Source organism: Coprococcus sp. TF11-13 (assembly GCF_003481085.1).
Taxonomy (GTDB): Bacteria; Bacillota; Clostridia; order Lachnospirales; family Lachnospiraceae; genus Coprococcus; species Coprococcus aceti.
In genome coordinates this window covers 127,114-143,596 of record NZ_QUKK01000001.1, presented here as the reverse complement: position 1 = coordinate 143,596, position 16,483 = coordinate 127,114, and the positions used below count along the sequence as shown (strand labels likewise).

Annotated in this window: 10 protein-coding genes; 2 read left to right on the top strand and 8 right to left on the bottom strand. The window is 45.1% G+C overall.

Annotated elements, in window-relative coordinates:
* Window positions 1–14: 14 nt before the first annotated feature.
* The 3 genes from DXD11_RS00660 to DXD11_RS00650 all read right to left on the bottom strand — a co-directional run bounded on the left by DXD11_RS00660 (window position 15) and on the right by DXD11_RS00650 (window position 8,795).
* A complete protein-coding gene (locus DXD11_RS00660) occupies window positions 15–1,580 on the bottom strand; it encodes a glutamate synthase subunit beta (protein ID WP_118757564.1) in 1,566 nt (521 codons plus the stop codon).
* 2 nt (window positions 1,581–1,582) lie between these two features.
* Entirely contained in the window at window positions 1,583–6,130 is a 4,548-nt protein-coding gene (gene gltB, locus DXD11_RS00655) for a glutamate synthase large subunit (protein ID WP_118757563.1), read from the bottom strand.
* A 334-nt stretch (window positions 6,131–6,464) separates the two neighbouring features.
* Window positions 6,465–8,795, bottom strand: coding sequence for an LCP family protein (locus DXD11_RS00650; protein ID WP_118757562.1), 2,331 nt, complete (start codon window positions 8,793–8,795; stop codon window positions 6,465–6,467).
* 204 nt (window positions 8,796–8,999) lie between these two features.
* On the opposite strand from DXD11_RS00650, the gene DXD11_RS00645 reads away from it, so the two are divergent.
* Entirely contained in the window at window positions 9,000–9,728 is a 729-nt protein-coding gene (locus tag DXD11_RS00645) for a glycosyltransferase (protein ID WP_055273597.1), read from the top strand.
* Window positions 9,729–9,791: 63 nt separating this feature from the next.
* A complete protein-coding gene (locus DXD11_RS00640) occupies window positions 9,792–11,015 on the top strand; it encodes a UDPGP type 1 family protein (RefSeq protein WP_022217154.1) in 1,224 nt (407 codons plus the stop codon).
* 57 nt (window positions 11,016–11,072) lie between these two features.
* Here the strand turns inward: DXD11_RS00640 and DXD11_RS00635 are convergent, their stop codons facing one another.
* The 5 genes from DXD11_RS00635 to gatA are packed head-to-tail and all read right to left on the bottom strand — an operon-like array spanning window position 11,073 to window position 16,475.
* The gene (locus DXD11_RS00635; RefSeq protein WP_022217155.1) at window positions 11,073–11,285 is read right to left on the bottom strand and encodes a toxin-antitoxin system HicB family antitoxin; all 213 of its coding nucleotides are present in this window, start codon (window positions 11,283–11,285) and stop codon (window positions 11,073–11,075) included.
* 30 nt (window positions 11,286–11,315) lie between these two features.
* Window positions 11,316–12,062: a glycosyltransferase family 2 protein gene (locus DXD11_RS00630; protein ID WP_022217156.1), complete on the bottom strand. Its 747-nt coding sequence runs from the start codon at window positions 12,060–12,062 to the stop codon at window positions 11,316–11,318.
* A gap of 31 nt (window positions 12,063–12,093) precedes the next feature.
* Window positions 12,094–13,575 carry a sugar transferase gene (locus tag DXD11_RS00625; protein ID WP_055223734.1) on the bottom strand — a complete coding sequence of 494 codons (1,482 nt, stop codon included), beginning with the start codon at window positions 13,573–13,575 and terminating at the stop codon, window positions 12,094–12,096.
* Between the two features lie 2 nt (window positions 13,576–13,577).
* The gene (gene gatB, locus DXD11_RS00620; RefSeq protein WP_022217158.1) at window positions 13,578–15,008 is read right to left on the bottom strand and encodes an Asp-tRNA(Asn)/Glu-tRNA(Gln) amidotransferase subunit GatB; all 1,431 of its coding nucleotides are present in this window, start codon (window positions 15,006–15,008) and stop codon (window positions 13,578–13,580) included.
* Between the two features lie 3 nt (window positions 15,009–15,011).
* Window positions 15,012–16,475: an Asp-tRNA(Asn)/Glu-tRNA(Gln) amidotransferase subunit GatA gene (gene gatA / locus DXD11_RS00615; RefSeq protein ID WP_199688722.1), complete on the bottom strand. Its 1,464-nt coding sequence runs from the start codon at window positions 16,473–16,475 to the stop codon at window positions 15,012–15,014.
* Window positions 16,476–16,483: the final 8 nt, after the last annotated feature.

The following is a 16,483-nucleotide window of genomic DNA, read 5'->3' as shown; positions in this document are numbered from 1 at the left end:
TTATTTTGTATATCCTACTGCAAATTAGTGTATCCGAGCAGCAGCTCTTCTACTGCCATGGCGGCCTCGCGGCCTTCGCGGATGGCCCATACGACCAGTGACTGGCCTCTGTGCATGTCTCCGGCTACGAATACCTTTGGAACATTTGTTGTATATGAGTTTGGACATGGAGTCTTGACATTTGTTCTCTCGTTGAGTTCCACGCCAAAGCTCTCTGCCACATATGTCTGACATCCGAGGAATCCGGCTGCGATGAGTACCACATCACAGTCAACGATATACTCGCTTCCCTCTATCTCTGTCATAGTCATTCTTCCTGTCTCAGGATTCTTCTTCCAATCGAGCTTCACACACTTGGCTGCCTTGACATTTCCGTCCTTGTCCTTAATGAATTCCTTGACTGTAGTCTCATATATTCTAGGATCATGTCCGTATACTGCTATTGCCTCCTGCTGACCGTAGTCTGTCTTGCAGATCTTCGGCCATTCTGGCCATGGATTGTCTGGTGTTCTTGTATCAGGTGCCTTTGGCATCATCTCAAGCTGTGTAACGCTGACAGCGCCCTCACGGACTGCTGTTCCCACACAGTCATTTCCTGTATCACCACCACCTATGACGAGAACATTCTTGCCTTTACAGTTCACGAACTGCTTGTCAGCAAAGCCCGAATTTACAAGGCTCATTGTCGTAGTCTTGAGGAAATCAACAGCGAAATAGATTCCCTTTGCATCCCTTCCAGGTGCTTTTATATCTCTTGGATTGGCTGCACCACAGGCAAGCACAACTGCGTCGTATTCCTTGAGCAGATCCTCAGCCTTCACATACTTGAGGTTCTTGTTCTTAAGATAACCTGTCATCTGATCATCCTTCGGACACACAGCCTTAGCAGATACCTTTCCGGTTGCAACCTCTGTGTTCAGTACGAACTTTATTCCTCTCTTCTTCATGACATCTATTCTTCTGTCTATGATCTGCTTCTCAAGTTTCATGTTTGGGATACCATACATGAGAAGTCCACCCGGTCTGTCACTTCTCTCATACACAGTCACGTCGTGGCCTCTGCCGATCAGCTGGTCTGCCACGGCCAGTCCCGAAGGACCTGAACCTATGACTGCCACCTTCTTGCCTGAGTGAACCTTTGGCTGTTTATCATTTACAAGGTCATTTGCAAATGCATACTCTATGATGGCTCTCTCGTTCTCACGGACTGACACTGGATCACCGTTTAAGTTACAGGTACATGCCTTCTCACAGAGAGCCGGGCACACACGGCTTGTAAACTCAGGGAAACAGTTGGTCTTGCTGAGTCTTGCAAATGCCTGCTCAAGATTGTCGTTATAGAGCATATCATTCCACTCTGGGATCAGGTTGTTCAGCGGACAGCCCGATGTCATTCCGCATATGTTCATACCTGCCTGGCAGAATGGAACGCCACAGTCCATACATCTTGCAGCCTGCTTTCTCTGCTCATCACGGCTAAGCGGAGTGTGGAATTCATTGAAATTCTTGATTCTGTCCTTAGGAGCAAGCTCTGCGCTTGTCTTTCTCTCATATTCTAAAAATCCAGTTGGTTTTCCCATTCCTACTTACCTCCGTTCTTAACCTTGTAGAATGCTTCGATAGCTGCCTTCTCGCGGCTCAGGCCCTTCTCCTCAAATGCAACTATCATATTCATCATCTTCTTGTAATCCTTTGGTATGATCTTCTTGAACTTTGGAAGATATCCCTCAAAGTCCTCAAGAATCCTCTTGCCTATCTCTGAATTTGTATAATTTACATGATCCATGATGAGCTGCTTCAGCTCGCTCACCTCGTACTTGTCTGTCACAGCCTCTATGGATATCATCTCTTTGTTAAGTCTCTTGTACAGATCGTTGCCCATATCAAGTACATATGCGATACCACCGCTCATTCCGGCTGCAAAGTTCTTGCCTGTTGTTCCAAGAACTACTACTTTACCACCTGTCATGTACTCACATCCGTGATCGCCAACACCCTCAACGACCGCCGTGGCACCAGAGTTACGAACTGCAAATCTCTCGCCGGCAACACCGTTGATGAATGCCTTACCACTTGTGGCACCGTACAGTGCAACGTTTCCTATGATGATGTTATCCTCATGCTTGTACTTAACTGAACGAGGCGGATAAACTATCAGCTTACCACCTGACAGACCCTTGCCGAAGTAATCGTTGCTGTCGCCCACCAGCTCAAGTGTAAGTCCCTTTGGAATAAATGCTCCAAAGCTCTGTCCGCCGGCGCCGTTGCATTTGACGATGTATGTGTCCTCATCAAGTGACTCGCCGTACTTCTTTGTGATCTCTGAACCGAATATCGTTCCAACAGATCTGTCTGTGTTGACCACATCAAGCTCAACGCTCTTCTTCTGTCCCTTCTCAAGTGCAGATCCAAGCTTCTTCATGAGAATTCTCATATCTACTGTCTTCTCAAGCTGGAAGTCATAGACATTCTTCTCGTGATACTTTACCTTGTTCTGTGGCATATCTATATAAGGATTGTTAATTATCTTATCAAGGATGACATTTCTCTCATCTGCTCTGTCGCTGCTCATGAGGAGATCTGAACGTCCAACCAGCTCATCGACTGTTCTGACGCCGAGCTTGCTCATGTACTCTCGAAGCTCCTCTGCTATGAACAGCATGAAGTTCTTCACGTACTCAGGCTTACCTCTGAATCTCTTTCTGAGTTCTGGGTTCTGAGTTGCTATTCCGACAGGACATGTGTCAAGGTTACATACCCTCATCATGACACAACCCATTGTTACAAGCGGTGCTGTTGCAAATCCAAATTCCTCAGCTCCGAGCATTGCAGCTATCGCAACGTCACGGCCTGTCATCAGCTTACCGTCTGCCTCAAGGATGACCTTATTTCTGAGATCATTCATGATAAGTGTCTGGTGTGTCTCTGCAAGTCCAAGCTCCCAAGGGAGTCCTGCGTAATGGATGGAGTTGTTAGGTGCTGCACCTGTTCCTCCGTCGTAACCTGAGATCAGGATGACCTGTGCTCCGGCCTTTGCAACACCGGCCGCTACTGTACCTACACCAGCCTCAGACACAAGCTTTACTGATATCCTCGCATCACGGTTTGCATTCTTGCAGTCGTAGATGAGCTGTGCAAGATCCTCTATCGAATATATATCGTGATGTGGTGGTGGAGAGATAAGGCTTACTCCCGGTGTCGAAAGTCTTGTCTTTGCAATCCATGGATATACCTTTCCGCCAGGAAGATGTCCACCCTCACCAGGCTTTGCTCCCTGTGCCATCTTGATCTGTATCTCCTTGGCACTCACAAGATATCTCGATGTGACACCAAATCTTCCAGATGCAACCTGCTTGATGGCTGAGCATCTGTTCTTGCCATCCTTGCCGATCGTAAGTCTCTCTATCGACTCACCGCCCTCTCCTGAATTGGACTTGCCGCCCAACTCATTCATGGCGATTGCCATACACTCATGTGCCTCCTGTGATATACTTCCGTAGCTCATGGCACCTGTCTTGAATCTCTTGACTATCTCACTTGCTGGTTCAACCTCATCAAGTGGAACCGGCTTGTCAGCGAACTTGAAGTCCATGAGACCTCTCAGGTGGAATGGCTTCTGCTCATCGTGGAGCGCTGCTGTGTACTGCTTGAACAGCTTGTAATCGCCGCGCCTTGTAGACTCCTGAAGAAGATGTATAGTAACAGGATTGTACAGGTGCTCCTCCTTGCCGCTTCTGAACTTGTGTGCACCGATGCTTGTAAGGGCAAGGTTTGTGTTAAGTCCAAGCGGATCAAATGCTGATGAGTGAAGATCATCAACTGTCTTCTCAAGCTCCTTTATACCAGAACCGCCAACACGGCTTACTGTATTTGTAAAGTATCTGTCCACAACGTCCTTTGAAAGACCGATACACTCAAATATCTGTGATCCCATGTATGACTGGATCGTTGATACACCCATCTTGGATGCGATCTTTACTATTCCGTGGCATATTGCACTGTTGTAATCATCGACAGCCGCATTGAAATCCTTGTTCAGCAGATGCGAATCTACCATCTGCTTGATCGTCTCTATTGCCAGATATGGATTGACTGCACATGCACCATATCCGAGAAGTGTTGCAAAGTGGTGTACATTTCTTGGATCAGCACTCTCAAGGATGATCGCAACCGCTGTTCTCTTCTTGGTTCTTACCAGGTGCTTCTGCATAGCTGATACTGCAAGGAGTGATGGTATTGCAACATGGTTCTCATCCACACCTCTGTCTGAGAGGATGAGGATATTTACACCGTCCCTGTAGAGCTTGTCGGCCTCGATAAACAGTCTGTCGAGAGCCTTCTCCATGGATGTGTTCTTATAATAAAGAATCGGAAGTGTCGCAACCTTAAGTCCCGGTACATTCATATTCTTGATCTTCAAAAGATCCGTATTTGTCAGTATTGGATGGTTGATCTTCAGCACATGACAGTTCTCCGGCTTCTCCTCGAGGATATTACCATCCTTTCCGAGATATACCGATGTGGATGTGACAACTTCCTCTCTGATCGCATCGATAGGTGGGTTTGTAACCTGTGCAAATAACTGCTTGAAGAAGTTGAACAGTGGCTTGTGGCTGTTCGAGAGAACTGCAAGTGGTGTATCAGTACCCATGGCACTGATTGCCTCTGCACCTTTCTCTGCCATAGGATATATGGTATTCTTGAAATCCTCGTAGGTATATCCAAATGCCTTCTGAAGTCTTGCTCTCTCCTCGTCTGTATACTCCTGAACTCTGATATTTGGAATCTTCAGATCAGCGAGATGTACAAGATTGCTGTCTACCCACTCTCCGTAAGGCTTTGCCAGCGCGTATTTCTCCTTGATCTCCTCATCAGATATAAGACGTCCATTCACTGTGTCGACAAGAAGCATCTTGCCAGGTCTGAGTCGGTCTTTCTTTACGATCTTGGATGGATCTACGTCCAGAACTCCGACCTCTGATGAAAGTACAAGGTAATCATCATCTGTGATATAGTATCTCGATGGTCTCAGTCCATTTCTATCAAGAACTGCTCCCATGAGCTCACCGTCTGTGAATAATATAGAAGCAGGACCATCCCAAGGCTCCATCATGGTTGCGTAATACTGGTAGAAATCCTTCTTCTCCTGACTCATGGCTCTATCGTTCTCCCATGGCTCAGGGATCGTGATCATGACTGCCATAGGAAGTGGTATTCCATTCAGTACAAGGAACTCAAGACAGTTGTCAAGTCTTGCTGAATCCGATCCATCCGGATCAAGAACAGGCATAACCTTGTACATCTCATCCTGCATGATGGTGGACTCCATGGTCTCCTCACGGGCGATCATCTTGTCCTCATTTCCTCTTATTGTATTGATCTCGCCGTTGTGGCACAGGTATCTGTACGGATGAGCTCTGAGCCATGATGGCGTTGTATTCGTTGAGAATCTTGAATGAACAAGTCCTATGGCTGACTCATAGTCAGGATCCTGAAGGTCGTTGTAGAACATTCTGAGCTCACCGACGAGGAACATTCCTTTATATACTATAGTCTTGCTGGAAAGTGATGGAACATACGTGTCATCATTGCTCTCCTCAAATATTCGTCTGACGAAGTAGAGCTTTCTGTCGAAGTCCATACCGGCCTTCACTGTCTCAGGTCTTCTGATGAATGCCTGCATGATGCATGGCATGACATCTATTGCCTTCTTGCCAAGGATTCCAGGTGTTGTAGGAACCTCTCTCCAGCAAATGAACTCCAGTCCTTCCTTCTCCACTATGACCTCAAACATTTTCATAGCCTGCTTGCGCGCCAGCTCCTTCTGTGGAAAGAAGAACATTCCTATTCCATAATCGCCTTCCTTTCCAAGGTCATATCCAAGCTCTGCTAAAGCCTTGGTGAAGAACTTATGTGATATCTGAAGGAGTATACCTACACCGTCTCCGGTCTTGCCCTCTGCGTCCTTTCCTGCTCTGTGCTCAAGATTCTCAACAATCTTGAGTGCATTGTTCACTGTGTCATGTGTCTTTATACCCTTGATATTGACAACGGCACCGATACCACAGTTATCGTGCTCAAAGCTTGGGTCGTATAATCCGGTATTCTCCGCTCTCTTATTCTCAATCATGTCCTGTTCCGTCCTTTCCATGTTTTTGTCATTCGCAACGATATTTTGATTTTAACTTTTGTTTCTCAAGTAAATATTGCTATTTTTGTATTTTTCTCAAGTCGTTTATCGTTTTTGATATATTACTACCATTTACACTGTTTGTAAACAACTTTTTTCAATAAATTATCTGACAGTTTTCGATTAAAAAACAATGCTCTGTAATGTATATACAATTCTTTGTGTTGTAGCCTTTCTTTAAGCATCGGATGTCTCATATCTCAATGTCTCCGATGCATAAAAAAAGGAAGCCCCATATATGAAGCTTCCTTGCTTAATTATTATGTTTAGTTTTTTATTCCTCGACGATCATTCCCTTTGGAGGAGTTGTTATCGTCCTAAGATCTCCATCCTCGTCGCTTCCATCTGATATTCCATCACCCGGAGCCTCCGTCGTCACCTTGACCTTCTGTGACTTAACACCTGATATGCTCTCTATATTGCTGCTTATCTGCTTTACTGTGCCTGATATGACGTATTTGTCAGCACCATACAGATATTCATGTAATGCCTCCACATTGGATGCCATATCAGCAGCCACAAGGCAGTTACCCTTGTCCGAGAGTTCCTTTGCCTCATATGCAAATGGGAATCCTGCGGTATCTACAACCTTATATCCAGCCACATTCTTGACAAGAGCATGTATATCGTCCTTGTTAAGACTTGTTGATATACATTTAAATGAAACATCAACAAATGAATCAAGTGAACCTGTGTCTGCGCTGAGCAGCTTGTCTATAACCTTCATGAGGACTATTCTCTGTCTCTCGGTTCTTGTTATATCTCCCTGGCCAGTGGATCGTATTCTTGAATATGCAACTGCCTGCTGTCCATCAAGAGTATACTCTCCTGCCTCAGTTATTCCTGATGAATATTTGCCTGACAGGCTTATCTGCTCTGCAAGATTCTTATTGAAGTTGTTCACCTCTTCATCAATGACCTTGACATCAACGCCTCCAACAGCATCGATTATACTTGCCATTGCACTGAAATCAACTGCCACATAATCTGTGATATTCAGGTCGAGATTGGTATTCAGTGTGTTGATGGCTGTAACCGCACCGCCGAGCTGGTATGCGTAATTCACCTTCTGTGTGGTATCCATAGAACCGCTTGCTATCTCCATCAGAGTATCTCTGTATACAGATACAAGCTTGATCTCCTTGGTGCTCTCATTGATGCTCACTATCATTATACTGTCACTGTTAGTTCCTGCATTCATATTCGAATCTCTGGAATCCACTCCGTAGAGTGCAATGGCACGATATCCCTTGGTCGCATCCTTGACACCGTCATTGACAAGTATCTGATCTGCACTTATCTCATTGATATCCATCTCATTGTACTTCATTCTGGCATAATTCTTGACATATATTATACATATGAGTATAAACAGTGCAAGCAGGACAAAGAACGCTATCGCCCACACTCTTGTACTGATGTTAAGCTTCTTTCTCTCCGGATTGACAACCTTTGGATCAGCCTCATCGAGAAGGTTCGCCCTGAAGAACTTTTCGCTGTCTGACGCCTCGTCCTCCTCAGGCTCTTCCTCATCATCCTCAAGCTCCACTTCATCGAAGCCCAATGCTTTGCCTATGTCTCCAAGTCCCAGATCAGCCGTATCTGATTCCGAATAACTGAGCTTATCCTCATCAATATCCTTCTCCATACGCTCAAGCTCATCCATGTCCAGCATGTCATCTGTTCTTCGGGATGATACTGTCGAAGCCTCTTCCACAGGCTCTGCCTCTGCAGCTTCCTCGACCTCATCGTCAAGGACAGGCTCCGTATTCTTCTCCAGAATATCTGCCGGCTCAGTCTTCTGTTCATGCTCTTCTACTGGCTGTGTGGCAGTTTCTACAACTTCCGCATCACTCTCCTGCGGCTCAGTGATCTTGTTATCTTCCTCAACAGGCTCTTCCTTTTTCTCAGCTTCTTTCATCTGCTGGCGGCGCTCAAGCTCCTGCTGAACCTTAAGCTTTCTTGCCTCTTCGCGGGCATTCTGCTCTCTCTCGAGCTCCAGCCTCTCAACCTCAGCCTTTGCCTTTGCAACATTTCTCTGGGTGCGTTCCCACGCCTCACGTCTAAGCTCCTCATGTCTTGTCTGCACATCTGTCTCAATATTGTCAACTTCTCTGAGCAGATTGTTCACAGATGAGCTTCCTGTGCTCTGTATACTCCTGCGTGGTCTCTGGGCAGCTTTTGAAGGTCTCTGCACGGTACTCTTATTGCTCTGTGTCCTCGGTACAGTGCCCTGTGTCCTCTTCACCGGACCTCTGTCCACAGCTCTGTCTGCTACAGGCTGTCCGGTCTGTCTCTGCTTTGCCCGGGCCTCACTCTTCACTCTTCTTGCCCTGCTGTCCTCGTGATAATACTCGTCATAATTCTCTTCCGGCTTCACAGGTCTGGAAATATTCTTCTGAGTCTTCTTCTCCGGCTTCTTTTCCGGTCTCTTATCAGCCTTTCTCTCCGGCTCAGGATCACGCCTTTTTTCTTTCTTCTTTTTATCCCCGAACAACAATGATCCTATCAATCCACCATCATCAAGATAATCATCATCGTCATCCAGCCAATCCATGTCCTCATCGTACCTGGATCTCATTCCATTTTTCTTCTTATTATCCATTGGAACTCCTTTTTCAAATATCTAAAAATGTCGTTACCTCGCTCTATAATACATTATATTTTTTCCTTTTACAACATGTATTATATCTTAATTAGTATAAACACCTTCATATTAACACTATTTTATTTGACACATGATGTATAAAAAAGTATACTCGTATTAATAATGTCTAAATATCAATGCTTATTTTTTAAGGAGCAAGAAATGGATAATAACAATATTACTTTGTCGGTGGTTATGCCCGCCTACAATGAAGAACAGCACATCAAAGATAATCTTCTTGAGACTAGCCGAATACTCAGCCGTTTTCTTCATCGTTATGAGATAATCGCTGTGAATGACGGCAGCAAGGACTCCACAGGCAAACTTATTGCCGAGGCAGCCGAAATGGATTCTCATATTGTAGATACAGGATATGATGTCAATCAGGGAAAGGGACATGCTATCACAACCGGAATTGCCAAAGCTTCCGGCAAATATATAGCATTCCTTGATTCAGACCTTGAACTGAGTCCATCTCTTCTCAAGCCATTTATGAAGCAGATGAGGGACACCGGTTCTGACATAGTCATAGGATCAAAGCTTCACCCTGAATCCAAGCTTGATTATCCTCCTATTAGAAGAGTCATGAGCTACAGCTATTATATTATGCTCAAAATGCTATTTCATCTTGGTATCCATGACACCCAGACCGGTATAAAGCTTTTCAAAGCAGAAGTCATAAAGCCGATTGCCGAGAACCTTTCCATATCGGGCTATGCTTTTGATATTGAAATCCTTGTGGCTGCACACAGACAGGGATATTCGATATCCGAAGCTCCTATCGTCCTGAATTACAGCAGGGACGATGCAGCAGATGGAAGAAGGATCAAGATCAAGGACATTTGGAAGGTATTCACAGACACTATTGAGATCAAGAAGAAATATCATTAATTTAGGGATTATACACGGATAGAGAAAATAAATACAAACTACACATTTATTAAGGAGATTTTTATGAATTACGAAAACGCTTACAAGCTTCTCGAAGAAAAAGGACAGCTACACTTATTAAAGTATTATGATACTCTCAGCGAGGCTGAACAGGCAACACTCCTGAACCAGATCAGTGAAATTGATTTCTCACTTATCGATATGATCGGACACAATTCATCAGGAAGTGATTCTGATATCGCTCCCGTTGCAGCTCTCCAGATGGACAGCATTGCAGAAAAATATGATATATACAAGAACGCAGGCCTTGAAGCCATCAAAGCTGGCGATCTGGCACTGGTCCTCCTGGCAGGTGGTCAGGGCACCCGTCTTGGATTCTCCGGTCCTAAGGGAACCTTCAACGTCGGTGTCACCAAGGATATGTTTATATTCCAGCTTCTCATCGAGCACACCCTCGATATTGTGAAGATGGCAGATACCTGGATCCATTTCTTCATCATGACCAATGAGAAGAACCACGATGACACAACATCATTCTTCAAAGAGCATGACTACTTCGGTTACAATCCTGAATATGTTCATTTCTTTAAACAGGAAATGGTTCCTTCAGTGGACTTCAACGGCAAGATATATCTCGAGGAGAAGGGAAAGGTTGCCATGTCTCCTAACGGCAACGGTGGATGGTTCTCATCCCTCTGCAAGGCCGGCCACCTCGACAAGCTCACGAAATACGGAATCAAATATATAAATGTATTCTCAGTTGACAATGTACTTCAGAGAATTGCAGACCCAGTATTCCTCGGAGCAGTTCTCACAGAGGGCTTCCTCTCCGGCGGAAAGGTTGTCAAAAAAGCATACCCTGACGAGAAGGTTGGCGTCCTGTGTACTAACCACGGAAAGCCATATATCGTCGAGTATTATGAACTCACAGATGCCATGCGTGATGAGCGCGATGCCAACGGCGATTACGCTTACAACTATGGAGTTACATTAAACTATATCTTCCCGGTTGACAGACTGATGAAGATCATGAATGAAAGTATGCCTCTCCACATCGTCAAGAAGGCTATCCCTTATGTCGGTGAGGATGGAGAGATCGTCAAGCCATCAGAGCCAAACGGCTACAAATTTGAGACACTGGCTCTCGATATGATCGCTTATATGGGAACATGTCTTCCATTTGAGGTCGACAGAGAGAAGGAATTTGCTCCTATAAAGAATGCTACAGGAAATGATTCTATAGACTCAGCCAGAGAGCTCCTCAAAAAGAACGGCTACACACTTTAATCCATGAATATATAACAAAATAACAGGTCGATGGTATATGCCATCGACCTGTTATTTTTATTCTGCCTCATTCTTCTGCTGTTTTTCTTTTTCTCTTCGGAATATCTCATCTATCGCTTCCCTGACAAGCTCTGACATAGATACCTGTCGCACCGCCGCACATTCACTGAGCTTCCGATGAGTATCTGTATCTATCCTAAGTCTCAGGATCGTATCTTTTCTCTTTTCCGTCGGCCTTCCCGGGCCTCTCTTCTTATTGCCATCCGTCATTTCTTTTCTCCGCCATATAATTTATTCCTATCAGAACAGATATTTTACAACACCATTTACCGCATAACACATGAAGTAAAAGCAGCTTCTTATAACTCCATATCCAACTTTTCTGTATACGGCAAATGTCTTTTTTGCAGACGACAGTTTTGAACCAGACTTACTGTTTCTCATCTGCCTGTATAATAGCAACGGCTCATTTATCGCAACCGAGCTTCCGTATTCCTTCAGTATCTGCAACCAGCAAATATAATCCTCATGGATATCGTCGTTGCCCATCGGATATCTGAGTGCAACCTGTCTGTCCATCACAACCGATGAACAATTGATCACATTTCCTCTGAGCAGCATCTTATAGGTGACCTTTTCAGGAACTCCGATCACTTTTCCCGTTCTGGATCCGTCTTCGTTCACAAGCTCCCTGGCCGTAGAACACAGAACCGCACCTGTCTGCTCCATAAGCTTCAACTGTTTAGCCAGTTTATCAGGCTGCCACTGATCATCCGAATCTATAAATGCAACGTATCTGCAAGTTGCAGCCGCAACCCCGCGGTTACGCGAAGCTGCAACTCCCATATTTTTTTCATTTCTGATGATATTCACACGGTCATCTTCCGCGTATCCATCAAGTGCTCCTGTCAGATCATCCGTCGAACAGTCATCAACTATTATGACCTCCACAGGAATCCCCTGCTTCATAACTGAATCCACCGCAGAATAAATGGTTCTGCTGCTGTTATACGCCGGAATTATCACCGATACTTTTTCTCCAGTCATCACACACACCTACATCGATATATATCGCTTATTATTTATCTGTTTTCTGCACAGTCTTTCCGAGGTCATAGAATGCATCCTCAGACTCATCAAGCCCTTCCGGCTTCACATTTACAGGTGAAGGTATCTGTACCTTCTCGCCATCCCTGAGTGCCGTGGTCATATTTGATGCGATTCCCTCTGATGTCTCCTTCTGGAACATGATCTTTACCGTCAGGAGCATCAGCTTGAGATCAAGCCATATTGAATACTGCTCATAATAGGTAAGATCCAGCTTAACCTTATCTCTAGGGGTTGTGTTGTATTTGCCGTAAACCTGTGCATATCCCGTAAGTCCGGCCTTCATCTTGAGTCTGTAGTCAAACTCAGGGAATGTCTTTTTATAAAGCTCGGCGATCTCCGGTCTCTCAGGTCTCGGTCCGACAAGTGACATATCACCCTTGAGTACGTTGAAAAGCTGTGGCAGTTCATCAAGATGCAGCTTTCTGAGCCATTTTCCCACAGGGGTTATTCTGTCATCATCCTTCTTTGCAAGCTGTGCTCCACCTGCCTCGGAGTCCATCTTCATACTTCTGAACTTGATGATCTTGAACACCTTGCCATTCAGTGTCAGTCTGTCCTGCTTGTAGAATACCGGTCCTCTGTCATACAGCCATATCGCAAGTGCTGATATGAGCATAAATGGTGAAGCTATGACAAGCAGTATAAATCCACATATAACATCCATGATCCTCTTAATGATCATATCGTCACCGGTAAGTCCCTGATTTCGTGATAAGAGGATAGGTGTATCGAACAAATGAATAGGCTCAGCTCCTAATATGATTATGTCGGAAAGCTTTGGCACAACATACGATCTGATGGAGTGTTCAAAACAATACTTCACAAGCTCATTTCTTATATAAGCCTTTGTCTCGCAAATGATTACTCCATCGTACTGGAGTATCTTCTCCTTGATCGCCTGCTCGCCCTCGCTGACATGTATTCTGTCTTCTATTACATACTTGTCCTTACGGGCATTGATCTTGTCTATGAACTCTATCGGAGTCTTATATCCATATACCAGCAGCAGATGCCTTGGCGGATACATCTTCGCATACAAAAATCTACACGCAAATATCCAAATCAATATCACTATCGTTTCAAGCCCGGTTACCTTTAACAATGGTACTGGATTTACATAGTCACGACAGATTATACAGAGCTGCAGGTAACCAACTACATTGGCACACACGAGAGCCAGCAGCTGTGAGTAAACTATATCAAGCAGTCTGAAGAATCCGACTCTGTAACCACCATAAAGCTTGGTGAAAAGTATGATGATTATTCCATACATTCCGATAACTGCCCAGTTTCCTCTTCTCCAGAACGGAAGCGTAAGCGTTACCTCATAGTCCCGGTACCACATGAGTCCAAACAGCACCAGCTCCACAGCGATGAGTACACAGGCCTCACCCACTGTTATGAGACGTTTGTATCTGTCCCTCTTTCTAACTCTTCTGTTTTCTTCCATATTTATAGCATCTCCCTAAGCATCTTGTTGACAGATCCAGGATCTGCTTTACCCTTCATAGCTTTCATAACCTGTCCGACAAGTGCTCCGAGAGCCTTCTCCTTGCCTCCTCTGTAATCATCAACAGCCTTTGGATTGTTATCTATGGCTACCTGACATGCCTCCTTAAGTGCATTGTCATCCTGAACAGTTGCAAGTCCGTTATCCTTGACATACTTCTCAGGATCTATATTATCTGCAAATATCTTTTCGAACACTTCCTTTGCAACACCGCCATTGATAACCCTGTCATCAACAAGCTTGATGAGCTTCGCAAGATTCTCCGCTGAAAACTTCAGGTCTTCCGCATCAACACTGTTCTCCTTCATCAGTCTCATGGTCTCTCCCATGATCCAGTTGGAAACCTTCTTTGCAGGTGCTCCCAGTGCAATCGCGTCCTCAAACAGATCTGCCAGCTTCTTGGAGGCCGTGATGATGTCTATATCATAGTCAGGAATCGCATATTCCTCTTTGTATCTTATCTTCTTCTCGTCTCTGAACTCAGGCTGTGCATCCCTTACCTGCTGGAGCCACTCATCGCTGATGTGGATAGGTACAAGGTCAGGATCAGGGAAATATCTGTAATCCTGTGCGTCCTCCTTGGATCTCATAGGATATGAATACTCCTTAGTATCATCCCATCTTCTTGTCTCCTGGACAACATTTTCACCAGACTCGATGAGATCGATCTGTCTCTCTCTCTCATTCTCTATGGCTCTGGCAATGGCCTTGAATGAGTTCAGGTTCTTGGTCTCTGTACGTGTGCCAAACTCCTCTGAGCCAACCTCTCTGATCGAAAGATTGACATCAGCACGCATGGATCCCTCATTCAGCTTACAGTCTGAAGCTCCGAGATACTGTATCGTCTCCCTGAGCTTTTCAAGATATGCGATTACATCCTCCGCAGATCTCATGTCAGGCTCAGATACTATCTCTATAAGAGGCACACCTGAACGGTTGAAATCCACAAGTGAGCTGTCTGTATATGGATCATGGACAAGCTTACCTGCATCCTCCTCCATATGTATCTCATGGATCCTCACATATTTCTTGACACCGTCAACCTCTATCTCAACCTTACCGTCCCTGCATATTGGATAGTAGAGCTGTGATATCTGGTAGTTCTGTGGGTTGTCAGGATAGAAATAGTTCTTTCTGTCAAACTTACAGTTCTGTGTGATCGTACAGTTGGTTGCAAGACCGACCGCAATCGCTTTATTTACAACCTCTTTGTTAAGTACCGGAAGTGAGCCCGGCATTCCTGTACATACAGGACATGTATGTGTATTCGGAGCTCCTCCAAATGCTGTGCTGCAGCCGCAGAATATCTTTGTCTTGGTCGCAAGCTCTACATGGACCTCAAGTCCGATGACTGTCTCATATGTCTTTGCCATCTCTTACAGCCCCCTTTCTGAAACCTGTGCAGGTCTCTTGTACTCTCTAGTCTGCTCAAATGCATACGCTGCCCTGATAATGGTCTTTTCGTCAAATGCATCTCCAACCATCTGCACACCTATAGGCATTCCATTCTTGTCAGTTCCACATGGAAGTGATATTCCTGGAAGTCCTGCAAGATTTACAGGGACTGTGTACACATCTCCCAGATACATCTTGATAGGATCTGAGAGTGACTCTCCCATCTTCAGTGCTGTTGTAGGTGCAACAGGTCCGAGAATGATATCATACTTCTCAAACGCCTTGTCATACGCCTGTTTGATGAGAGCCTTTGCCTTGAGGGCCTTTACATAATATGCATCGTAATAACCTGAACTCAGCACAAATGAACCGAGCATGATTCTTCTCTTGACCTCAGGGCCAAATCCTTCTGAACGGCTCTTCTTGTACATGTTGTGAAGATCTGTGTACTCTGGTGTTCTGTAACCATATTTTACACCGTCGAATCTCTCAAGGTTAGAACTTGCCTCCGCCGATGCAATGATATAGTAAGCAGGAATAGCATACTCAACCATTCCAAGATCAAACTCCTCAACAATAGCTCCCTTTGCCTTCAAAGTCTCAGCTACTCCATACACGGCTTCCTTTATCTCAGGCTCAAGTCCCTCTGTGAAATAGTCTCTTGGAAGACCGATCTTAAGGCCTTTCACATCATCCACAAGTGCGCTTGTGAAATCATTGTCATCTCTGTTCACTGATGTTGAGTCCTTCTTGTCATACTGTGATATGATCTCAAGTATCGTTGCACAGTCCTCAACATTCTTCGCAAGTGGCCCGATCTGGTCAAGTGATGAACCGTATGCTATAAGTCCGTATCTTGACACTCTTCCATAGGTTGGCTTGATTCCGGTAACACCGCAGAATGAAGCCGGCTGTCTGATAGATCCACCGGTATCTGAACCGAGGGCGCATGGTACCTCCTCACCGGCAACTGCTGCCGCTGATCCACCTGATGAACCGCCTGGGACTCTATCTGTATCCCATGGATTTCTTGTCTCGCCGAAATATGATGTCTCCGTTGTGCTTCCCATGGCAAACTCATCCATATTGGTATGCCCTACTATGACCGCTCCTGCTTCCTTGAGCTTTACAACGGCCTCAGCAGTATATGTCGGAACAAAATTTGACAGAATCTTGGATGAACAGCTTGTCTGCACACCCTCCTGGCACATATTGTCCTTTATTGCTATCGGCACTCCTGCAAGAGGACCGCTAAGCTCTCCTGCATCTATCTTCTTCTGCACTTCCTCAGCCTGGGCAAGTGCTCCTTCACGATCAACCGTGACAAAACTATTGTAATCTTTCTCGCACGCCTCGATGCTGTCAAGACAGGCCTGTGTCGCTTCAACTACGCTCACCTGTCCATCTTTAATAGCTTTTCCCAGCTCTACAGCCGTCATACCCATTAAATTCA